The following is a 20,530-nucleotide window of genomic DNA, read 5'->3' as shown; positions in this document are numbered from 1 at the left end:
GCACGGAATTGTCAATAGCCCTGAGCAAATTTTGTGTGGCCCAGCCTGCAGAACCTGTCAGCCGTCAAATAACGGCGAGATATTCAGAAACTCCGCCAGCCGGGCCGGTAGGCGCTCGGTTGCTGTGTCATCAAGGCGGGGTAATATGCCCAGACACGGCGCCGGAATATGGTTCACCAGGTAACCGAGGGTTTCCTGTTCGCAACTCATGGTTTCCGGCTCCGGGTGGTTGGCAACCCAGCCGGCTACCGTCAGGCCGTCATTCTGAATGGCCTCCACCGTGAGCATGGCGTGATTGATGCAACCGAGCTTGAGAGGGACCACCAGGACCACGGGCAGTTTCAGCTCGCGGGGCACCGCTGCATAGGTTTCGCGGTCGTTCAGAGGAACCCGCCAGCCGCCGGCGCCTTCCACCAGCATAAGATCGGCCGGGCGAATCTGCATTCCGCGGCAAAAGCCGACCAGCCGCTGGGCGCTGAGTTGTTTGCCGGCTTGCTGGGCGGCTACGTGGGGGGCTATGGCGGGTTCCATGGCGATGGGGTTGATGGCGTCGTAGGCCAGTTGTTCGGTCATGGCCGCTTGCAGCATCAGTGCGTCTTCATTGCGCAGCCCGTCGGGGGTCTGGTCGCAGCCCGACGCAATGGGCTTCATGGCCAGGGTGCGTTTACCCTGGGCCTTGGCGGCCTCAAGGATGGCGGCGGCTACGATGGTTTTGCCTACGCCGGTGTCGGTGCCTGTTACGAAGTACGTTTTCTTAGCCACTGTCTGGGGTCCTCTTTAATCAAAATCTCGGTGCATATTCCGCCTGTGGCGCTGCTACTCAGGTGCAAGACGAGGGTGTGGGCAGGTCTTTCCGGGACACGCTCGAGACGTCCTTGTGCGCTTAGCTTTCGCCATCCATGGCGAAAGATAGTCCCGGAAAGACCTGCCCACACCCTCTCCGCAAACGTTTGTGTTTGCCGTCCTGCTGATGGTCAATTTGTGGATTACTTGAAAACGACTCTCAGGTTGCCTTTGTCCAGTACAACCATCCAGCGTGATAACTGGCGATGATTTCGCCATAGCCCTGTTTTGGATAGGCCGCGCACATCGCTTTGAACCTTCCCGGAGCGGTAACGGTTCTGCGTCGCTCTTCGCCTTTGAACACGGCACCCAGGTGCTTGAGCTCACGGTTCAGGGCCATGGGGGAATCATAGGGCAAGGTGAGGGTTGCCGTCTCGAGGGTGGAACCGGGGAGTTGCCGGCTGGTTAATTGCTGCCAGTCGGTATGGTGGGTAAAACGGTTTACGTGGGGTTGGCCGGGGTCGGCCTCGGCCCAGGCTTGTTTGAGCTCTTCCAGGGTGCCGTGCAGCAGGGTGGAGATGGCGAGGGTGCCGCCGGGTTTGAGGATTCTTTGGCATTCCGCCAGCACGGTTTCAGGGCGGGCGCTCCACTGGATCATCAGGTTGCTGAAGATCAGGTCGGCGCTGTTGTCCGCCAGCGGGAGCTGTTCGGCGTCTGCGTTGAGCCAGGTGATGGTTTCGGGGCTGCGGGCTTGGGCCTGTTGCAGCATGCCGGGGGCCAGGTCTGCGCCGGTGATGGCGGCGTTCGGGTATTGGTTTGCCAGTTTGCGGGTGAACCAGCCGGTGCCGCAGCCGAGGTCCAGGATGCTTGCTGGCTCGAAATTTTCGGGAATGCGGGCGAGCATGGTGTCGCCCATGGCTTTTTGCAGGCGGGAGGCGCTGTCGTAGGTTCCGCTGGCGCTGCCGAAGCCCCGGGCGATGCAGGCTTTGCTGCCGGTTCCGCCTTCGGAACGGGCTATTGCCGTCAGATCGCTATAGGCACTCATACCGCCACCGACTCCTGAACGGCCTGCTCCGGTAACAGGGAGCGGCACTGGGCCAAGGCTTTCAACAACCGATCAACCTGCGCTTCCGAATGCGCGGCGCTCAGGGTCACCCGCAACCGGGCTTCGCCTTCCGGCACCGTGGGCGGGCGGATGGCGGTGACCAGTATGCCCTGCTCCTCCAGCGCCCGGCTTAGTGCCAGTGCGGCATGATTATCACCCACCATGATGGGCTGGATGGGCGTGTACGAGGGCATCAGCTGATAACCCAATTCCTGCGCACCGGCACGGAACCGGGCAATCAAGGCCTGTAAATGTGACCGGCGCGCATCATCCCGCTCGATCAGATCGATACTGGCGCAAGTCGCTTTCGCCAGTGCCGGCGGCATGGCGGTGGTGTAGATGTATGTGCGCGCCTTCTGCACCAGGTAATCCATCAACACCTCCGGCCCGGCCACAAACGCCCCGCTGGTGCCCACGGCCTTGCCCAGGGTGCCAATCAAAACCGGCGCATCCGCCTCCGACAACCCCGCCGCCAGCACACTGCCCCGCCCCTGCGGGCCAAGCACACCAATACCGTGGGCATCGTCCACCACCAGCAAGGCGTCATGGGCCTTACACACCCGGGCAAGCTCCTTCAACGGCGCCACGTCCCCGTCCATACTGAACACGCCATCGGTTACCACCAGCTTGTGGCCCGACGTCTCCGCCAGCATCGCCTCCAGCGCAGACACATCTCCATGGGCATACCTGCGCACCTTCGCCCGGCTCAGAACGCAGCCATCGATAATCGAAGCATGGTTCAACCGATCCGAAAAAATCGTATCCCCCCGCCCCGCCAACGCTGAAATCACACCCAGGTTGGCCATGTATCCAGTCGAGAAAAACAACGCTGAACTACGCTGCGTGAACTCCGCCAGCCGCTGTTCCAGCTGATGATGGGCGTCGTGATGGCCGCAAACCAGGTGAGAAGCGGCGCCGCCCAGACCGGTTTCTGGCAACGTATCCCGCAGCGCTGCGATGTTTCCTGCGTGATTCGCCAGCCCCAAATAATCGTTACTACAGAACGACAGCAGCGGCTTCCCGTCAGCGACCAACTCCGGCTGCTGCGGCCCCGTCACCAGGCGCCGGCTCCGGTACAAACCGGCTTGTTTTCGCTGCTCAATCTCAGCCCGAAAGTCACGCATAAATTCCATCACCCAATACGGAGAAAACCGAGCCTGCATACAACGCCTGTCGCGCCAAACCGGATAGGGCTTTCCGGGACACGCTCAAGACATCCCTGTGCGCTTAGCTTTCGCCATCCCTGGCGAAAGATAGTCCCGGAAAGCCCTATCCGGTTCGCCGCTCACTTGGGGCGTAGCCTGCAGGGTCACAATCGCCCAGGTTTACTGGCCGCGGGGCGGGGTCCCCTTTCCGGGACCATAGAGGGCCATGGATGGCCCGACCTGAGCGCACAGGGACGTCTTGAGCGAGTCCCGGAAAGGGGACCCCGCCCTGCGGCCCTGCACCGTGAGCCCCGGTGAAAGGCCAAGACCAAAGTCAGACTGAGGCAGCCGACTCCCGACTCGCGTCATAGAACAGATGCCGCGTAGCCTCATACTCGACGGCATCAGACAGCGCCTCCACCTCCTGCTCCTCCGTAGCACACTGCTCCCGCTGCTCTGGCCGGATACCCAACTTACGGAACAACTGCATATCCGCATCCGCCTCAGGGTTGGACGTGGTCAGAAGTTTCTCGCCGTAGAAGATGGAGTTGGCACCCGCCATAAAGCACAGCGCCTGCATCTGCTCATTCATCTGCTCCCGCCCCGCAGACAAGCGAACATGGGACGCCGGCATCAGAATCCGCGCCACCGCGATTATCCGAACAAACTCGAAGGGGTCCAGGTCGTCTACATTCTCCAGCGGCGTGCCCTTCACTTTCACCAGCATATTCACCGGCACACTCTCCGGATGCTGGGGCAGGTTCGCGAGCTGAACCAGCAGCCCTACCCGGTCGTCTTCGTCTTCGCCCATACCCATAATGCCGCCGCAGCACACCTTCATGCCGGCCTTGCGCACGTTATCCAGGGTATCCAGCCGATCCTGGTAGGTTCGGGTGGTGATGATGTGGTTGTAGTACTTCTCGGAGGTGTCCAGGTTGTGGTTGTAGTAGTCCAGCCCGGCCTCGGCCAGCTCCCGGGCCTCCTCCTCTTTCAGCATGCCCAGGGTCATGCAGGTTTCCATGCCCAGGGATTTCACCTGCTTTACCATATCCAGCACATACGGCATGTCTTTCCTGGACGGGCTGCGCCAGGCGGCACCCATGCAGAACCGGGAGGCGCCCTTCTCTTTGGCTGCGCGGGCTTCTGCGACCACTTTTTCGATTTCCAGCAGCTTTTCCTTTTCCAGCCCGGTGTTGTAATGACCGCTCTGGGGGCAGTACTTGCAGTCCTCCGGGCAGGCGCCGGTTTTGATCGACAACAGGGTGCTGACCTGCACTTCGTTGGGGTCGAAATGCTCCCGGTGAACCGTCTGGGCGCGGAACAGCAAATCGTTGAACGGCAAGTTGAAAAGATCCCGGGCTTCCTGAAGCGTCCAGTCGTGACGGAGGGCAGTAGCGGTCATGGCAAAGTCCTGTTAACCTTCGCAAGGTTTTTGGTTTACGGATAAACCGCGATGATAAACGGACTGAAATCGCTGTCAACCCTGATCAGCCAAAAGGTTAACAGCGCAAAACGAGGTGGCCGCTGCGTCACCTGTCTTTCGCCCCATGCCAGCTTCGGGTTGTGCCAGGGCTGTCGGGACGACCTTCCAGCCATTCGCTGGGCCTGCCACACCTGTGCGTTGCCGCTGCCCTTTGCCACCCCCGGGCTCCAGTGCGGGGAATGCCAGGTGGCAAAACCACCCTTTTCCCGCGCACTGATTCCCTGGCGCTACCAGTTCCCGGTAGACGGCATGATCGGCCGCTACAAGTACAACGGCCACCGAAAGTTTGTGCGGCCACTTCTGGCCGGCTTCGGTGAGTTTCTCGAACAACAACTGGCTGCCGATCAACGGCCCGATGCCCTTATTCCCGCCCCCATGCACTGGTCACGCAGGTGGCAGCGAGGCTTCAACCAGGCCCGGGATATTGCCGAGTTCGTCGGTTCACAGCTGGATATTCCGGTCGCTGGCGATGTGGTTCGGCGTCGACGGCGGGTAACGGCCCAGCGGACACTGAACCGGGCCGAACGGCTGGTCAACCTGGCGGGGGTTTTTGAGGTGTGCGGGCCGGTGCCGGCGCGGGTCGCCATAGTGGATGACGTGGTGACCACCGGGGCAACGGCGAAGCTGCTGGCTGATGCGCTCCGCGACGCCGGTGCCCGGGATATTCAGGTCTGGGCCCTGGCACGAACTCCGGGTTAGGTATCCGCAAGCAACGATTTCACATACCCGGCGATGGCCAGGCTGGACGTGAGCCCCGGGGACTCTATGCCGAACAGGTTAACCAGCCCGGCCAGGCCATGTTGCTGGGGGCCATCGATACGGAAATCGAAGAAGCCGCCCTCAGGGCCGGTAAGCTTGGGGCGGATACCGGCGTAGGCGGGTTGCAGGCGACCGGCGTCCATGCCCGGCCACCAGGCCCGGATACCTTCCACAAATCGATGCACCCGTTCCGGGTTGACGGTGTAATCTTCGGAATCAATCCACTCTACGTCCGGGCCAAAGCGCGCCTGGCCGGCCAGGTCTAGGGTCAGGTGCACGCCGAGGCCACCCGGTTCTGGCAACGGATAAATCAGGCTGTCGAAAGGATGCTTGCCGTTGTAGCTGAAGTAGACGCCCCGGGCCAGCCATTGCCGGGGGCGGGCAGTATCCGGCAAGCCCTGCCAGCTACCGGCCAGGGCCGGAGCGCCGAGGCCTGCGGCATTGACCACTTCCCGGGCCTGCAGGGTTACGCCGGCAGCTCCACCAACGGTCAGGGTATGGAGCGGGCCGTTCGAGCAAACGGCCGTCACCGGGCTGCTGAGTACCAGCTGGCCACCAGCGTCTTCCAGCTCCCCCAGTAAGGACAACATCAGGCCATGGCTGTCGACAATGCCGGTTTCCGGTGACCAAAAACCAGCTTCGGCATTAATAACCGGAATTTTCCGGGTGATGTCCTGACCGGCTGCCAGCTGCAACGAAACGCCATTCAGGGCCGCCTGTTCACGAATGCCGGCCAGCTTTTCGCTCTGGGCCGCGTCTGTGGCGATGATCCACTTACCACACTTGCGGTAGCCCACCTTGCGGCTCCGGCAGTAGTCGTACAGCAGTTGGCGGCCACGCACGCAGAAGCGGGCCTTCAGGGAATCCTGCTGATAGTAGAGGCCGGCGTGGATAACCTCGCTGTTTCGGGAAGAAATGCCTTCACCAAAGCGGGGGCCCGCCTCCAGAACGATGACTTCCCGCCCGGTAGCGGCAAGCTCACGGGCAATCGCCAGCCCCACCACGCCAGCGCCGATGACGACTGTCTGTACTTTATAAACCTCTTCGCTCACGATCATTCCTGCTGTCCGGCACGGAATGCAGAAATTACCGCAGTTAGCGGGCCGTTGCATTACCTGAGCCCCCATAACAGGTATACTTTGCGCCAAATCCTGCTTCCAGTTGGGCCTTATGAACACCGAGTCTTCAGACATAGCCGCGTCTACCCACCCTTACGACAGCCTCACACCCGAAGTGATCCTGGACGCCATGGAAGACGCCGGTTTTGAAGTCAGTGGCCGGCTGTTCGCCCTGAACAGCTATGAAAACCGGGTGTACCAGGTAGGGCTGGAAGAGGGTCCGCCGGTGATCACCAAGTTTTACCGGCCGGGGCGCTGGTCAGATGCAGCCATTATGGAAGAGCACGGGTTTTCCCTGGAGCTGCAGGCCGCAGACATTCCGGTCATCGCCCCCATGATCATGGAGAACGGCGAATCCCTTGGCCGGCATGGCGACTTCCGGTTCGCAGTGTTCCCCCAGCGGGGCGGGCAGGCGCCGGACACCAGCATTACCGGCACCCTGTATCGTCTCGGCCAGTGGCTGGGCCAGATCCACAACCTGGGCGCCACCAAAAGCTTTCAGCACCGCCCCGGCTTTGATCTGGTGCAAGGCATTCAGGATCATAATGCCCTGCTGATTGAGGGTGGCTGGGTGCCCGACGATCTCCGGCCGGCATGGGACAGCCTGATTCCGGACCTGGTCAGGGGCTGCCAGCAGCGGATCGAAGAGGCCGGTGTTGTCGACACCCTGCGCATTCACGGAGACTGCCACGCCGGCAACATCCTGTGTCGTGACGAAACCATGCTGTTTGTCGACCTGGATGACTGCCGCACCGGCCCCGCGGTACAGGATATGTGGCTGCTGCTGAACGGCGAGGCCACGGAAAGGGGCAGCCAGCTGGGCGAGCTGCTGGAAGGCTATGAAATGTTCCGGGACTTCAACCGCCGGGAGCGGCACCTGATCGAACCCTTGCGCTGTTATCGGCAGATCGCCCACTGCGCCTGGCTGGCCCGGCGCTGGGAAGACCCTGCCTTCCCCCGGTTCTTCCCCTGGTTTGCCCAGCCCCGTTTCTGGTCCGACCAGGTCCTGGCATTGCGTGAGCAACTGTCGGCCCTGCAGGAGCCAGCCATTTCCCTGCCCGGGCAATACTGAATTTCGTAAAGAGGTAAGCAATGAGCGACAACGAAAACCGTTATTCCGTGCGCAGCCTGATTGTCACCGCCCTGGTGGCTGTAGTGGGCACCGTGCTGGCGCTGGAAGCCAGCGGCCGCATCGACCACTCGGACAACAAGGACCATGTGCCGGTGGGCGACTTCCAGGCCATCCACATCAAGCCGGGCGAGGAGTTCCGGATGTCCCGCAAGTCCTCCGAGTTGCATGCGGTGTGTGATAACGGTTACCTGGCCATTGCTGCCGATGTGGACCCGTCTTTCCGGGGCATCCTGGTGGACTACAAGAATCGCGGTATCCGCTGCCAGCGGCCTTCACCCACCGACAAGGACCTGGCCTCCGAACCCGCCGGAGAAGCCGGCAATGAGTGACCGCAAGCCGACACAACCGGAGCAACTGACCGACCGCCTGTTTGCCACGGAACGCAATCCGGAAGACTTCCGCTTTGATGCCTCGGTTGCTCGCGTATTCCCGGACATGATCCGCCGATCGGTGCCCGGCTACACCACCATTATTCCGATGATCGAAGTGATCACCGAGCAGTACGTGCAACCGGGTTCCCACTGCTATGACCTGGGCTGTTCCCTGGGCGCATCCACCCTGGCCATGCGCCACGGCATTCCCTACGGTGACTGCACCCTGGTGGGCGTGGACAACTCCGGCGCAATGATCGAGCGCTGCGAACATTACATTGCCCTGGATGACCACGAACTGCCGGTCACCCTCCGGTGCGAAGACATTCTGGCGACGGAACTGAGCCAGGCCTCGGTAACCACCCTCAACTTTACCTTGCAGTTTGTGCCCCCCGAACAGCGGCTGGATCTGTTGACCCGCATTGCCGATGCCACCCTGCCGGGCGGCGTGCTGATCCTGTCGGAAAAAATCCGCTTTGAATCGGATATCGAGCAGGATACCCAGACCCGCCTGCACCATGAATTCAAGCGAGCTAACGGATACTCCGACCTGGAAATCAGCCAGAAGCGGTCCGCCATTGAAAACGTGCTGATCCCGGAAACCCTGGCGGCCCACCGCGAACGACTCATGAACGCCGGCTTTGACCAGGTACTGGTGTGGTATCAGTGCTTCAACTTTGTTTCCATGCTGGCCATCAAGAACCCCTGATTCCGAGACCGACCAAGAACCATGGCAGCTTTCGACTGGCGTACCCATTTCACTCCGTTCCTGGACTACCTCAACGGCGAGAACCAACAGGTCTGGGCCAGCGTGCTCACCGGCCAACTGGTCAGCCGTTTTGAAGACAACCCCCACGGCGACATGGCCCGCTGGCAGGCCGCCCTTGACGCACTGCCATCGGTGACTGATGCCACCGTCGACCTCAACGCCTCTGCGGTGACGGTGTCAGGCCCAGAGCCTCTTTCTCCGGAGCAGGCGGAACGCCTTGAGCAAGGCCTGCGCGGCCTGATGCCCTGGCGCAAAGGCCCGTTCGAGTTTTTCGGCACCCACATTGATACCGAATGGCGTTCGGACTGGAAATGGGACCGTGTGGCACCGCACCTGGCGGACCTGAACGGGCGCACTATCCTGGATGTGGGCTGCGGCTCCGGCTATCACTGCTGGCGTATGGCGGGGGCCGGGGCAAAACGGGTGGTGGGTATCGATCCGGGACTGCTGTTCATGTTCCAGTTCCTGGCGGTAAAGGGGTATCTGGACAACGTACCGGTCGACCTGCTTCCAGTGCGCATGGAAGACCTGCCGGAGAACCTGGAGCTGTTCGATACCACCTTCTCTATGGGCGTGCTGTATCACCGCCGCTCGCCTCTGGACCACCTGCTGGAGCTGAAAGGCACCCTGCGCCGGGGCGGCGAACTGGTGCTGGAAACATTGGTGGTGGACGGCCCGGGGGGCTACAGCCTGATGCCGGAAGACCGCTACGGGCAGATGCGCAATGTCTGGTTCCTGCCCAGCTGCCCCACCCTGCTGCGCTGGCTCGACCGCACCGGTTTCCGCAATGCCCGGGTGGTGGATGTCAGCGACACCACCACCGATGAGCAGCGCAGTACCGACTGGATGCGCTTCAATTCCCTGAAAGATTTCCTGGACCCGGACGACCCCTCGAAAACCATCGAAGGCTACCCGGGGCCAAAGCGGGCAACCATCATCGCTGAAAAGCCCTGAAGTCTGTCACCCTGAAACGAAAAGAAAAGAAACGAAAAAACCGCCTGAAGCTCTCGCTGCAGGCGGTTTTTTTTACTCCCGGCCGTTACTCCCCGAAAGGATGGCGCAGGGTAATGGTCTCGATACGGTCAGGACCGGTAGAGATGATGTCGATCGGCGCTTCAATCTGCTCTTCCAGGAAGCGGATGTACGCCTTGGCGTTCTCCGGCAACTGGTCGACGCTGGTCAGGCCTACGGTGCTGTCGCTCCAGCCCGGCAGCTCTTCATACACCGGCTCGATGTCGGCATAGCTGTCACAGCCAATGGGCGGACGGGTAATCTCGCCGTTCGGCGTTTTGTAACCCACGCAGACCTTTACCGTTTCCAGGCCGTCCAGAACATCCAGCTTGGTCAGGCAGATGCCGGACACACTGTTAATCTGGATCGCGTGGCGCAGGGCCACGGCGTCAAACCAGCCACAGCGGCGGGAGCGACCCGTGGTGGTGCCCACTTCGTTACCCTTCACGGCCAGGTGCTCGCCCATGGCATCAAACAGCTCGGTGGGGAACGGACCGGAGCCCACGCGGGTGGTGTAGGCCTTGGTAATACCGAGTACGTAGTCCAGGTAAAGCGGGCCAAAACCGGAACCGGTGGCGGTGCCGCCCGCGGTGGTGTTGGACGACGTTACGTATGGGTAGGTACCCAGGTCGATATCCAGCAGCGAACCCTGGGCACCTTCGAACAGGATGTGCTCGCCGCGCTTGCGGTAGTCGTGCAGGATGTCGGTTACGTCGGCAGACATGGGCAGGATTTCCTCCGCCATCTGCATCAGCTCTTCCAGGGCCGCATCGATATCTTCCGCTTCTTCCTTGAAGTACTCGGTCAGCACGAAGTTGTGGTAAGACATGATTTCGCGCAGCTTGGCTTCAAAGTCGGCCTTGTTGCACAGATCGCCGACACGTACGCCGCGACGGGACACCTTGTCTTCGTAGGCAGGGCCGATACCACGACCGGTGGTGCCGATCTTGTCGTTACCCTTGGCGCGCTCGCGGGCCTGGTCGATACGAACATGGGTACGCAGGATAATCGGGCAGGCCAGGCTGATCTTCAGACGCTGACGAACCTGCACACCGTTAGCTTCCAGTTCACGGACTTCCTTGAGCAGGGCTTCCGGCGACAGAACCACACCGTTACCGATCAGGCACTGGACGTCCTTACGCAGAATACCGGACGGAATCAGGTGCAACGCGGTCTTCTTGCCATCGATTACCAGGGTATGACCGGCGTTATGGCCACCCTGGAACCGTACAACGGCAGACACCTTGTCTGTCAGAAGGTCGACAATCTTGCCCTTGCCTTCATCACCCCACTGGGTGCCCAGCACAACTACATTTTTACCCATGATTATCTCTCACATCAGGCAGCCCGGAGGCAGGCGCCTTGCAAATTTACGCGAAAATATCAGCAAGCAACGGGCGCTGTCTCAGCCCAGAGCTTCCAGAATCCACTGGCCGTCACGCTTGACCAGTTGCCGGTCGCAGCCCTTTGAGGCCGGATCGGTGTGTGCATCTTCAGGCAGTGCCCGAATGACGGTGTCGGTTGCCCGAAGCGCGGCGACCGCCTGCTCGAGGGCAGGATCGGCATCTGCTGGTGCCCAGACAGAGCCCGGACGCTGAACAGAGCGCTGCCCCAGGGCCACCAGGGCCCGGATATCCAGGCTGAAACCGGTCGCCGGGCGGGCGCGGCCGAAATCGCTGCCGATGGCGTCGTAGCGACCACCCTTGGCAACCGAGTCGCCGTGGCCGGGCACATAGGCAGCAAATACCAGGCCGGTGTGATAGTTGTAGCCGCGAAGCTCGCAGAAATCGAAGCCAAGGCTCACTTCCGGATAGTCCCTCTGCAGCATGTCTGCCACCCGGGACAACTGGTCCAGGGCAGCATCCAGGGCATCGGAAGCGCCACCCAGAATACTGCGGGCTTCATCCAGCGCTTCCACGCCACCGTTTACCCGAGCCAGCTTGCGCAGGCGCGCACCGGCTGAGCCTTCGGCGCAATCGCCCAACAGTTCATCCAGTTCAGGCACCGACTTGCGCGCCATGGCATCAAACACCGAGGCTTCGGTGTCTTTGTCAAAGCCGGCCGCAGAGATCAGGCTTTCGTAGATGGAAACATGGGCAAGGTCCAGGTGCACCCGGGGCAGGCCAGCCAACCGGAGGGCCTCCAGCATCAGGCTGATCACTTCCAGGTCTGCAGATTCAGAGGCACTGCCAAACAGTTCGCAACCGGCCTGGATCGGCGTACGGCCGGTCAGCATGTGGCGCGGGCGGGTATGCAGAACATGGCCGGCGTAGCACAGGCGGGTAATACCGTCCTGACCCAGCGTGTGGGCATCAATGCGGGCGGCCTGGGGCGTCATATCGGCGCGCACACCCATCATCCGGCCAGTCAGCTGGTCGGTGAGCTTGAAGGTTTGCAGTTCCAGGTCGTGTCCGGTGCCTGTAAACAGGGACTCGAGATATTCGATCAGCGGGGGAATTACCAGTTGGTAGCCCCAACGCTGGCAGGTGTCCATTACTTCCCGGCGCAGGGATTCGATCTGTCCGGCCAGCGGTGGAAGAATATCTTCGACACCATCTGGCAGTAACCAGCGATCAGATACAGTCATGAGATTCGGTTGTCCGTTTTTCCCTTTCCGGCCACGTGCCGGGGGAATGACTCAGGGTTCAGGATGAGCGGGCCAAAAATACCCGCACAAAACCGCCAGAATTCTACACCCTTGGCAGACACAAAAAAACCGGAATACCTGAGTATTCCGGTTTTCAGTGCCTGCGGGCCGATCAGTTGGCGCCGGCAGGGTCCTTCAGGAACTTCATGAAGTTGCTGTCGGAGTCGATGACCATGATGTCATCCTTGCCGGCGAAGGTGTTCTGGTACGCCTGCAAGCTACGGTAAAAGCTGTAGAATTCTTCGTCAGCACCGTAGGAGTCCGCGTAGATCCGGGCGGCTTCACCGTCACCCTCACCGCGGGTTTCCTCAGCTTCGGCAAAGGCCGTTGCCAGGATAACGGTTTGCTGACGGTCCGCATCAGCACGGATACCTTCAGCCAGCTCCTGGCCCCGGGAACGGAATTCCTGGGCCAGCTTCTGGCGCTCGGTCGCCATCCGGCGATACACGTTCTCGCTGACGGAGCCCGGCAGTTCGATGGCCTTGACCCGGATATCCAGGATTTCGATACCGAATTCCTTGATGGCCGTTTCGTTGGCACGGTCCCGCAGGGTGTGCATCAGCTCATCACGCTGGCCGGATACCACCTCGTGCATGGTGCGGATACCGAACTCGTCACGCAGGCCGTTGTCCACGCGGGACAGGATCAGCGTCTGGGCACGGAACTCGTCACCACCGGTAGCCCGGTAGAACTGGTCTACGTCACGGATTTTCCAGGCCACGTAGGAGTCCACATCCAGGGGCTTCTTCTCCACCGTCAGGTACTGGCGGGAGGGAAGGTCCATGGTCAGCACCCGGATATCGAACTCACGGATCTGGTCGATCACCGGCACCTTGAAATGGATGCCTGCCTGGATGTTGGTTTCCACCAACTCACCGAAACGCAGTTTCACGCCACGGTGGGTTTCGGGAATGATGTACACGCTGGACAGCACGAGCAGGACAACAATAAGGGCGCCTGCAAGACCCACTACACCTTTAGGTCCCATGGCTTATCTGCTCCTCCGGATGTTGGTGTCCTGACGGGTACGCAGTTCCTGCAGTACCTGGTCGGTCAGTGTCTGGATATCGAGCTGCTGGTTACCGGAACTGTTCGCCGGCAGGCGACCCTGAGTCAGACGATCCAGGGGCAGGTACATCATGTTGCCGCTGCTTTCGGTGTCGACAAAAATCTTGCTGCTGTTACCCAGAACCTGTTCCAGGGCCTGGATGTACATACGCTCACGGGTAACCGCCGGGGCGTTTTCATACACGGCAAGCAACTGATTGAAACGCGCGGTTTCACCACGGGCCCGCTCGATCACCTCTTCCTTGTAGGCGCTGGCTTCTTCAATCATGCGCTGGGCCTGGCCCCGGGCTTCCGGAACAATCTTGTTACGGTAGGTTTCCGCTTCTTCCTTCAGGCGCTGCTCGTCTTCACGGGCACGCTGAACTTCACGGAAGGCGTCCTGCACCGGTCCCGGAGGCTGGGTGCTTTCCACGTTGACACGAACGATCTCAAGACCCGCGCCATAGTCACGCAGGAAGCTCTGCAACCGCTGTTCAACCCGCACAGCCAGCTCGGCACGGCCTTCGGTCAGTACGTCATCCAGGGATGAACTACCCACTTCATGGCGCAGGGCACTGTCGGTGGCAAAGGCCAGGGCCTGGTTGGAATCCCGGATGTTCAGCACGTAGGCCTTGGCATCACCCACCCGGTACTGGACCTGAAGGTCCACGGTCACCAGGTTCTCGTCCTGGGTCAGCATCTGGCCGGAGGACTGGGCAGTACGTACGTTCGTTACCCGCACCTTGTAAACGTTATCAATCAACGGCACCTTGAAGCGCAAGCCCGGGCTCTCGGTACGGCTGTATTCACCGAAACGCAGCACAACGGCGCGCTCCTGTTCGTCTACGGTGTAGAACGACTGGTAAATCACGTAACCGACAACCAGGATCGCTGCGATGGCCAGGATGGCACCAAAGCCACCACTGCTACCGCCCGAGCTACTGCCGTTGTTGCCGGAGCCAGAGCCGCCTTTGCCGCCCAGCATCCGGTTGAGTTTGTCGAGGCCCTTTTTCAGAGCTTCGTCGAGGTCTGGCGGACCCTGATCATTGCCGCGACGACCACCGGTCCCCCAGGGATCGTTGTCGTTGCGGTTTCCACCCGGTTCGTTCCAGGCCATAGTTCTCTCCGTTCGTGTTTTATCGAATGGCTGCAAATACTAGGGATTTATCCTGCCCCCGGCAATAGCCGGGTGGATTCAGGCGATCCGCTGCTCAAGGCGTATGGCGTCTTCACGCACCCCTGCCCGGCTCAGCAGTTGCTGCCAGTCCCGGTTCTGCAATCTTACTTCTACTACCGATTCACCGGTGTCCCGATGCTCCTCACTCAGCACCGAGCCGGCTTCGTGCAGCAATGCCCGAAGCTTGCCATCGGCCGGCCCGAGCACAACAAAGTGATGCACGACGTCTTCTGCGAGCCGCTCGACAATGGCATCGAACAGCAAGTCCAGACCAGCGCCGGTGACCGCCGATACCCAGGCCCGCACCGGAATACCTTCTTCGTTACGGTCTACCCTGGGCTCGAAATCTTCCAACAGGTCAATCTTGTTGAACACCTGCAACTGGGGAATCTCATCGGCGCCGATTTCTGCCAGCACTTCTTCGACCTGCTCGATGTTTTCATCACGACGATCGTCATGACAATCGATCACATGCAGCAGGATCGTCGCCTGGATAGTTTCTTCCAGCGTCGCGCGGAAGGCTTCCACCAGCTTGTGAGGCAAGTGCCGGATGAAGCCCACCGTGTCCGCCACTACGACCGGCCCTATGTCCGGAAGTTCCAGCCGGCGCAGGGTCGGGTCCAGGGTTGCGAACAACTGGTCTGCAGCATATACGCTGGAAGTTGTAATCCGGTTGAACAGGGTGGATTTGCCGGCGTTGGTGTAGCCCACCAGGGACAGGGTCGGGATATCTGCCCGCTTCCGGGCACGGCGGCCCTGGTCCCGCTGTTTACGAACCTTTTCCAGCCGCTTGTGGATGGATTTGATGCGTTCACGCAGCAGCCGGCGGTCGGTTTCGAGCTGGGTTTCACCCGGGCCGCGCAGGCCGATACCGCCCTTCTGGCGTTCCAGGTGGGTCCAGCCCCGTACCAGCCGGGTCGACATATGCTCGAGCTGGGCCAGTTCTACCTGCAGCTTACCTTCGTGGGTGCGGGCACGCTGGGCAAAGATATCCAGGATGACCCCGGTACGGTCCAGTACCCGGCACTGCAACTCCCGTTCGATGTTGCGCTCCTGGCTGGGGCTCAGGGCGTGGTTAAACAGCACCACATCGGCCTCGCTGGCGGCAACCGCATCACGGATTTCCTCCAGCTTGCCCTCCCCTACGAACAGCCGGGGGCTGGGCTGCTTCCGCGTTCCGGTTACGCTGGCAACCGGCTCAACGCCGGCCGAGGTAACCAGTTCCCGGAACTCGCCCGGGTCTTCAGTGTCTTCGTGGGCGGTAAAATCGATGTGGACGAGAACCGCCCGTTCTCCGACGTCAGGACGTTCAAACAAGATTCGGTCTACTCCATAAAAACAAACACCCGCGGCCACTCCAGCTCAAGGGCTGTCCTGGAACGCGGGTGTTAAAACCGGAAACTCCGGAGGTATCAGTCTTCAGACTCTTCCTCTCCTGCCACGGTCGCTTGCGGCAGACGCACATTGCGGGCCGGTACCACGGTAGAAATAGCGTGCTTGTAAACCATCTGGCTGACAGTGTTCTTCAGCAGGATTACGAACTGGTCAAAGGATTCGATCTGGCCCTGCAGCTTGATGCCGTTTACCAGAAAGATAGAAACCGGAATGCGTTCCTTGCGCAGAGCGTTGAGGTAAGGGTCTTGTAAGGAATGCCCTTTTGACATGTTTATTCTCCTGTTTATAGGTAAGTGCAGATCGTCATTTTTCAGAATTAAATGTGGTGGGTAGTCCGGACTTTTTCAAGGTTTCCAGCACCACTTGCGGATCACCGCTGTTCAGCCAGTGCAAATCCGGCCATTTTCGCAACCAGGTAAGTTGGCGCTTTGCCAGCTGGCGGGTAGCCGCCACGCCCCGGTTTACAAAGGTTTCGTAGTCACAATCGCCAGCCAGGTATTCCCATGCCTGTCGATAGCCCACGCAACGCATGGACGGCAGCTCCGGGTTCAGGTCTCCCCGGGCCATCAGGCGCCGGACTTCTTCCAGAAAACCGGACTCCAGCATCAGCAGGAAACGTTTTTCGATTCTCTCGTGAAGAACCTTGCGCTCCTCGGGGGCCAGAGTAAACTGGAAAACAGTATACGGCAGGTCGCCGGTTTCGTCTGCCTGCCACCTGGTGAAATACGTGTAATCCTCAATACCGGACCGCTGTTGCTGTGCAGAAGTTCCCGACTCTGCCTGCCAGAGTTCAGAAATCGGCCGGCCGGTCAGGCGAATCACCTCGATGGCACGCATCAGGCGCTGGCGATTATTGGGGTGAATCAGCTCAGCCGCCACCGGGTCCTTAGCCGAAAGCTCATCATGCAGGTGCTGCCAGCCAAGGGATTCGGCTTCCTGCTCGATTTGCCGGCGCAACTCCGGGCTGGCAGAGGGCAAACCGGACATGCCGTGCAGCAAGGCCTTGAAGTACATCATGGTGCCGCCCACCAGCAGCGGTATTCGCCCGCGGCGGGTTATATCGGCCATTTCTGCCAGTGCATCCCGGCGAAAGTCGGCCGCCGAGTAGGTATCGGCCGGGTCGCAAATATCAATCAGGCGGTGTGGTGCCCGGGCCAGCTCTTCAGCGCTCGGCTTGGCGGTGCCGATGTCCATGCCGCGGTAGATCATGGCGGAATCGACACTGATGATCTCGCAGGGCAACCGATCGCACAGAGCCATGGCCAGGTCGGTTTTACCAGAGGCGGTGGGCCCCATCAGAAAAATGGCAGGAGGCAATGGCTGTCCGGCACCGGCGGAAGGCTGGGTCATGGCAATCAGCGCCCCCTGAGGAACAGCTTGTCCAGCTCGGACAGGGTCACCAGGGTCCAGGTAGGCCGTCCGTGGTTACACTGGCCGCTGCGTTCGGTGGCTTCCATGTCCCGCAGCAGGGAATTCATTTCAGGGATGGTCAACTGCCGGTTGGCCCGCACCGAACCATGGCAAGCCATGGTGCCCAACAATTCGTGGGTGACGGCTTCTACCCGGTCACTCTGGCCATGCTCGATCAGGTCGGCCAGTACATCCCGCACCAGCTGTTCGGTGTCGGCACCCCGCAGCAGCGCGGGAATCTGCCGAACCGCCAGGGTTTCCGGCCCGATGCGTTCAATCTGCAGGCCCAGGTGCTGCAATTCTTCCCCATGGGTTTCCGCCAGCGCCGCTTCCTTCTGGCTGACGGCAAGGGACAGGGGCACCAGCAACGGCTGGCTTTTCAGGTCCTGCTCCACCAGCGCACGCTTCATACGCTCGTAGGTAATGCGTTCATGGGCGGCGTGCATATCCACCACGATCATCCCTGCCCGGCTCTGGGCGAGGATGTAGATGCCATGTAGCTGGGCAATGGCGTAACCCAGCGGCGGTTCTTCCTCGCCATCCTGTGGCGGCGTTGGCATGGGCTGCGGTGTAAAGCCTTCAGACCGGGATGCTGTGGCCACACCACCGCCTTCGTTCAGGGAATTATAGAAAGCCATCTGGTCGCTGGCTTTCCATTCCTGCTGTGGCTGCGGGCCTCCGGCCTGTCCGAAATGTCCGTTAAAAGCAGAGGGCTGCCCGGATATCTGGTGCGACTGCGGCTGGAATGCCGGAGCGTCGGTACCCGCACCAGCAGCAGACTCCGGCTCGCGCCCGAACGATTGCGCTACGGCGCCCCGCAGGTGATCATCCGGGCGCACATCGGCCAGTGCCCGGTGCAGGGTGCGGAAAATAAAATCGTGCACCAGCCGGCCATCCCGGAAGCGCACTTCATGCTTGGTGGGGTGCACATTCACATCCACCGTGGCCGGGTCCACTTCCAGGTACAGCACGAAGGCCGGGTGACGGTTGTTGTAGAGTACATCCCGGTAGGCCTGGCGCACGGCGTGGGCCACCAGCTTGTCGCGAATAACCCGGCCGTTGACGAAGAAATACTGAAGATCCGCCTGGGAGCGGGAGAACGTTGGCAGCGCCACCCAGCCCCACAACCTCAGGCCGCTGGCCTCGGCATCGATCACCACGGCGTTGTCGATAAACTGCTGGCCGCACAGGGAACTGATGCGCCGTTCTTTATCCAGCGGCGATTCCGCCGGTCTCAGGCTCTGCACTACCCGCTGGTTGTGGCGCAGGGTAAAGCCGGCATCGAAACGGCTCAGGGCCTGCCGGCGAATGCATTCTTCCACGTGGTTGAATTCGGTTTTCTCGGTGCGCAGGAATTTGCGCCGGGCCGGGGTATTGAAGAACAGGTCCCGCACTTCCACCGTGGTGCCCACCGGATGGGCGGCCGGCGAGATTTTCGCGTCCATATCCCGGCCTTCCACTTCCACCCGGGAAGCGGCTTCCTGCGTCTCGGTTCGGGACGTCAGGGACAGGCGGGATACCGAGCTGATACTGGCCAGGGCTTCACCCCGAAAGCCGAGGGTACCCACCGCTTCGAGGTCGTCCAGGGTCAGGATCTTGCTGGTGGCGTGGCGGCTCAGGGCCAGGGGCAGGTCCGCTTCGGCAATACCGGAACCGTCATCACGAACCCGGATCAGCTTGACCCCGCCCTGCTCGATCTCGATATCTACCCGGCCGGCCCCTGCATCCAGGGCATTTTCTACCAGCTCTTTAACTACGGATGCAGGGCGCTCCACCACCTCGCCGGCGGCTATCTGGTTGGCAAGCCGGGGCGAGAGCAATTGGATGTGGGGCATAACCGGGAACTACCTCTTGATCAGGATGAGGGAATACGAATGGTTTGCCCTACCATAACACGATCATCGCTCATGCCGTTAAAGCGCATGAGCTCACTGACGGTGGTCTGATTCTGCCGGGCCACGCCCGACAGGGTATCGCCACGGCGAATCCGGTACTGGCTCACTTCCGGGCTACCCTTGTTCTGTTTTTGCCAGGCCAACAGGGTGCCTGGCGGCGGCGTGCGCCGGAAGTATTCATGAATACCATCCATGATCGCGCTCGCCAGCTTGTCGCGGTACCACTGGCTGGCCAGGTTCTTTTCTTCCTTGGGGTTGGAAATAAAGCCGGCCTCGACCAGGATCGAGGGGATATCCGGGGATTTCAGCACCACAAAGGCCGCCTGCTCCACACCGGGCTTGTGCAGCTTGGCCACGTTGCCCAGCCGGCCCAGAACCGAACTACCGACACCGAGGCTGGCATTGATGCTGGCCGTCATGGACAGATCCAGCAGTACACCGGCCAGCATTTCGTCCCGACCTTCCAGCGAAAGGCCTCCGGCACCGCCGATCAGGTCTGAACTGTTTTCACTCTGGGCCAGCCACCGCGCCGTTTCACTGGTCGCGCCGCGCTGGGACAGCGCAAACACCGAGGCTCCACTGGGTTGCGGCGTGCGGAAGGCATCCGCATGCACCGACACAAACAGGTCGGCGTTGTATTTGCGGGCCAGGACGGTGCGGTTACGTAGGCCGATGTAGTAATCCCCGGTACGGGTCAGTTTGGCGGTAAAGCCCGGCTGCTTGTTAACCAGGTCTGCCAGGGTTTTCGCCATCCTCAGAACGACGTCTTTCTCGCGGGCGCCCCGGGGTCCGATGGCGCCGGGGTCTTCGCCACCGTGGCCGGCATCAATCACCACGATGATATCCCGCTTGCCTGCAGAATCCTGGGTGACGGTGGGGCTGGTAGCCCGCTCTATGCGGCTGCCTTTCTCGTCGATCAGGTCAACCACCAGCCGGTGTCCGTATTGCTGGTTGGGCTCCAGGGCAAAGCTTCGGGGTTTGATATCACTGGCAAGATCCAGCACTACGCGCAGGTCGCTGCCATTTCGCCGCGCACTGCGAATGCGGCGAATCGGGCTGCCTTCCAGGTCCACCTTGCTAAAGTCGGTTTTCAGGGAAACATTTTTCAGGTCGATGACCAGCCGGGACGGGTCAGACAACGAAAACACGTTGTGCTCCACTGCACCGGCGGTGTCCAGCACCAGGCGGGTGTGATCCGGCGCCGGCCAGATACGCACACCTTCCACCTGGGCAGCGGCGCTGGCCAGGCTTGCAGTCATTATCAACAAGAACCCAAGTACAAC

At 60.9% G+C, this 20,530-nt stretch carries 19 protein-coding genes; 5 read left to right on the top strand and 14 right to left on the bottom strand.

Going from position 1 to position 20,530, the window contains the following annotated elements:
• Positions 1-57 precede the first annotated feature (57 nt).
• From bioD to bioB, 4 genes are all read right to left on the bottom strand, one after another.
• Positions 58-762, bottom strand: a complete 705-nt coding sequence (gene bioD / locus H3Z84_RS15180) for a dethiobiotin synthase (protein ID WP_199458052.1) — start codon at positions 760-762, stop codon at positions 58-60.
• A 241-nt stretch (positions 763-1,003) separates the two neighbouring features.
• Positions 1,004-1,828: a malonyl-ACP O-methyltransferase BioC gene (gene bioC / locus H3Z84_RS15175; RefSeq protein WP_199458051.1), complete on the bottom strand. Its 825-nt coding sequence runs from the start codon at positions 1,826-1,828 to the stop codon at positions 1,004-1,006.
• Positions 1,825-3,012 carry an 8-amino-7-oxononanoate synthase gene (gene bioF / locus H3Z84_RS15170; protein WP_199458050.1) on the bottom strand — a complete coding sequence of 396 codons (1,188 nt, stop codon included), beginning with the start codon at positions 3,010-3,012 and terminating at the stop codon, positions 1,825-1,827. The genes bioC and bioF overlap by 4 nt, the downstream gene beginning before the upstream one ends.
• A 355-nt stretch (positions 3,013-3,367) precedes the next feature.
• Positions 3,368-4,435, bottom strand: a complete 1,068-nt coding sequence (gene bioB / locus H3Z84_RS15165) for a biotin synthase BioB (protein WP_199458049.1) — start codon at positions 4,433-4,435, stop codon at positions 3,368-3,370.
• A gap of 51 nt (positions 4,436-4,486) precedes the next feature.
• On the opposite strand from bioB, the gene H3Z84_RS15160 reads away from it, so the two are divergent.
• Positions 4,487-5,215: a ComF family protein gene (locus H3Z84_RS15160; protein WP_199458048.1), complete on the top strand. Its 729-nt coding sequence runs from the start codon at positions 4,487-4,489 to the stop codon at positions 5,213-5,215.
• Here H3Z84_RS15160 and H3Z84_RS15155 read toward each other — a convergent pair.
• A complete protein-coding gene (locus tag H3Z84_RS15155) occupies positions 5,212-6,333 on the bottom strand; it encodes an NAD(P)/FAD-dependent oxidoreductase (RefSeq protein WP_199458047.1) in 1,122 nt (373 codons plus the stop codon). The genes H3Z84_RS15160 and H3Z84_RS15155 overlap by 4 nt on opposite strands.
• Before the next feature lie 112 nt (positions 6,334-6,445).
• Here H3Z84_RS15155 and H3Z84_RS15150 point away from each other — a divergent pair, with 112 nt between their 5' ends.
• The 4 genes from H3Z84_RS15150 to cmoB are packed head-to-tail and all read left to right on the top strand — an operon-like array spanning position 6,446 to position 9,619.
• Positions 6,446-7,465, top strand: a complete 1,020-nt coding sequence (locus tag H3Z84_RS15150) for a serine/threonine protein kinase (protein WP_199458046.1) — start codon at positions 6,446-6,448, stop codon at positions 7,463-7,465.
• A 20-nt stretch (positions 7,466-7,485) separates the two neighbouring features.
• On the top strand, positions 7,486-7,854 hold the full coding sequence (locus H3Z84_RS15145) for a kinase (protein WP_199458045.1): 369 nt from the start codon (positions 7,486-7,488) through the stop codon (positions 7,852-7,854).
• Complete coding sequence (gene cmoA / locus H3Z84_RS15140; protein WP_199458044.1) at positions 7,847-8,605, top strand: carboxy-S-adenosyl-L-methionine synthase CmoA; 759 nt, start codon at positions 7,847-7,849, stop codon at positions 8,603-8,605. Before H3Z84_RS15145 ends, cmoA begins: the two co-directional genes overlap by 8 nt.
• Before the next feature lie 21 nt (positions 8,606-8,626).
• Positions 8,627-9,619, top strand: a complete 993-nt coding sequence (gene cmoB / locus H3Z84_RS15135) for a tRNA 5-methoxyuridine(34)/uridine 5-oxyacetic acid(34) synthase CmoB (protein WP_199458043.1) — start codon at positions 8,627-8,629, stop codon at positions 9,617-9,619.
• A gap of 85 nt (positions 9,620-9,704) precedes the next feature.
• Here the strand turns inward: cmoB and H3Z84_RS15130 are convergent, their stop codons facing one another.
• The 9 genes from H3Z84_RS15130 to H3Z84_RS15090 all read right to left on the bottom strand — a co-directional run bounded on the left by H3Z84_RS15130 (position 9,705) and on the right by H3Z84_RS15090 (position 20,506).
• Complete coding sequence (locus H3Z84_RS15130) at positions 9,705-11,000, bottom strand: adenylosuccinate synthase (RefSeq protein WP_022990698.1); 1,296 nt, start codon at positions 10,998-11,000, stop codon at positions 9,705-9,707.
• 81 nt (positions 11,001-11,081) lie between these two features.
• Positions 11,082-12,263 carry an ATP phosphoribosyltransferase regulatory subunit gene (locus H3Z84_RS15125; protein WP_199458042.1) on the bottom strand — a complete coding sequence of 394 codons (1,182 nt, stop codon included), beginning with the start codon at positions 12,261-12,263 and terminating at the stop codon, positions 11,082-11,084.
• Positions 12,264-12,435: 172 nt separating this feature from the next.
• A complete protein-coding gene (hflC, locus tag H3Z84_RS15120) occupies positions 12,436-13,311 on the bottom strand; it encodes a protease modulator HflC (RefSeq protein ID WP_199458041.1) in 876 nt (291 codons plus the stop codon).
• A 3-nt stretch (positions 13,312-13,314) separates the two neighbouring features.
• Complete coding sequence (hflK, locus tag H3Z84_RS15115) at positions 13,315-14,487, bottom strand: FtsH protease activity modulator HflK (protein ID WP_199458040.1); 1,173 nt, start codon at positions 14,485-14,487, stop codon at positions 13,315-13,317.
• 78 nt (positions 14,488-14,565) lie between these two features.
• The gene (gene hflX, locus H3Z84_RS15110; protein ID WP_323127011.1) at positions 14,566-15,867 is read right to left on the bottom strand and encodes a ribosome rescue GTPase HflX; all 1,302 of its coding nucleotides are present in this window, start codon (positions 15,865-15,867) and stop codon (positions 14,566-14,568) included.
• A 92-nt stretch (positions 15,868-15,959) separates the two neighbouring features.
• Positions 15,960-16,211 carry an RNA chaperone Hfq gene (hfq, locus tag H3Z84_RS15105; RefSeq protein WP_022990693.1) on the bottom strand — a complete coding sequence of 84 codons (252 nt, stop codon included), beginning with the start codon at positions 16,209-16,211 and terminating at the stop codon, positions 15,960-15,962.
• 34 nt (positions 16,212-16,245) lie between these two features.
• The gene (miaA, locus tag H3Z84_RS15100) at positions 16,246-17,292 is read right to left on the bottom strand and encodes a tRNA (adenosine(37)-N6)-dimethylallyltransferase MiaA (RefSeq protein ID WP_199458038.1); all 1,047 of its coding nucleotides are present in this window, start codon (positions 17,290-17,292) and stop codon (positions 16,246-16,248) included.
• Positions 17,293-17,297: 5 nt separating this feature from the next.
• Entirely contained in the window at positions 17,298-19,187 is a 1,890-nt protein-coding gene (gene mutL / locus H3Z84_RS15095) for a DNA mismatch repair endonuclease MutL (RefSeq protein WP_199458037.1), read from the bottom strand.
• A 20-nt stretch (positions 19,188-19,207) separates the two neighbouring features.
• On the bottom strand, positions 19,208-20,506 hold the full coding sequence (locus H3Z84_RS15090; protein ID WP_416226257.1) for an N-acetylmuramoyl-L-alanine amidase: 1,299 nt from the start codon (positions 20,504-20,506) through the stop codon (positions 19,208-19,210).
• Between the last annotated feature and the right edge of the window lie 24 nt (positions 20,507-20,530).

Origin of the sequence: Marinobacter sp. bablab_jr003, assembly GCF_016464245.1 — a bacterium.
Classification (GTDB): domain Bacteria; phylum Pseudomonadota; class Gammaproteobacteria; order Pseudomonadales; family Oleiphilaceae; genus Marinobacter; species Marinobacter vinifirmus.
Note: the sequence above shows the minus strand (reverse complement) of the source record. Positions and strands in the feature narration are given on the sequence as shown.

What these genes read in the sequence shown, in the direction of transcription:
- bioC (WP_199458051.1), bottom strand. Translation starts at nt 1,828, where the DNA reads ATGAGTGCCTATAGCGATCTGACGGCAATAGCCCGTTCCGAAGGCGGA.
- bioF (WP_199458050.1), bottom strand. Translation starts at nt 3,012, where the DNA reads ATGCGTGACTTTCGGGCTGAGATTGAGCAGCGAAAACAAGCCGGTTTG.
- bioB (WP_199458049.1), bottom strand. Translation starts at nt 4,435, where the DNA reads ATGACCGCTACTGCCCTCCGTCACGACTGGACGCTTCAGGAAGCCCGG.
- H3Z84_RS15160 (WP_199458048.1), top strand. Translation starts at nt 4,487, where the DNA reads ATGATAAACGGACTGAAATCGCTGTCAACCCTGATCAGCCAAAAGGTT.
- H3Z84_RS15155 (WP_199458047.1), bottom strand. Translation starts at nt 6,333, where the DNA reads ATGATCGTGAGCGAAGAGGTTTATAAAGTACAGACAGTCGTCATCGGC.
- H3Z84_RS15150 (WP_199458046.1), top strand. Translation starts at nt 6,446, where the DNA reads ATGAACACCGAGTCTTCAGACATAGCCGCGTCTACCCACCCTTACGAC.
- H3Z84_RS15145 (WP_199458045.1), top strand. Translation starts at nt 7,486, where the DNA reads ATGAGCGACAACGAAAACCGTTATTCCGTGCGCAGCCTGATTGTCACC.
- cmoA (WP_199458044.1), top strand. Translation starts at nt 7,847, where the DNA reads ATGAGTGACCGCAAGCCGACACAACCGGAGCAACTGACCGACCGCCTG.
- cmoB (WP_199458043.1), top strand. Translation starts at nt 8,627, where the DNA reads ATGGCAGCTTTCGACTGGCGTACCCATTTCACTCCGTTCCTGGACTAC.
- H3Z84_RS15130 (WP_022990698.1), bottom strand. Translation starts at nt 11,000, where the DNA reads ATGGGTAAAAATGTAGTTGTGCTGGGCACCCAGTGGGGTGATGAAGGC.
- H3Z84_RS15125 (WP_199458042.1), bottom strand. Translation starts at nt 12,263, where the DNA reads ATGACTGTATCTGATCGCTGGTTACTGCCAGATGGTGTCGAAGATATT.
- hflC (WP_199458041.1), bottom strand. Translation starts at nt 13,311, where the DNA reads ATGGGACCTAAAGGTGTAGTGGGTCTTGCAGGCGCCCTTATTGTTGTC.
- hflK (WP_199458040.1), bottom strand. Translation starts at nt 14,487, where the DNA reads ATGGCCTGGAACGAACCGGGTGGAAACCGCAACGACAACGATCCCTGG.
- hfq (WP_022990693.1), bottom strand. Translation starts at nt 16,211, where the DNA reads ATGTCAAAAGGGCATTCCTTACAAGACCCTTACCTCAACGCTCTGCGC.
- miaA (WP_199458038.1), bottom strand. Translation starts at nt 17,292, where the DNA reads ATGACCCAGCCTTCCGCCGGTGCCGGACAGCCATTGCCTCCTGCCATT.
- mutL (WP_199458037.1), bottom strand. Translation starts at nt 19,187, where the DNA reads ATGCCCCACATCCAATTGCTCTCGCCCCGGCTTGCCAACCAGATAGCC.
- H3Z84_RS15090 (WP_416226257.1), bottom strand. Translation starts at nt 20,506, where the DNA reads ATGACTGCAAGCCTGGCCAGCGCCGCTGCCCAGGTGGAAGGTGTGCGT.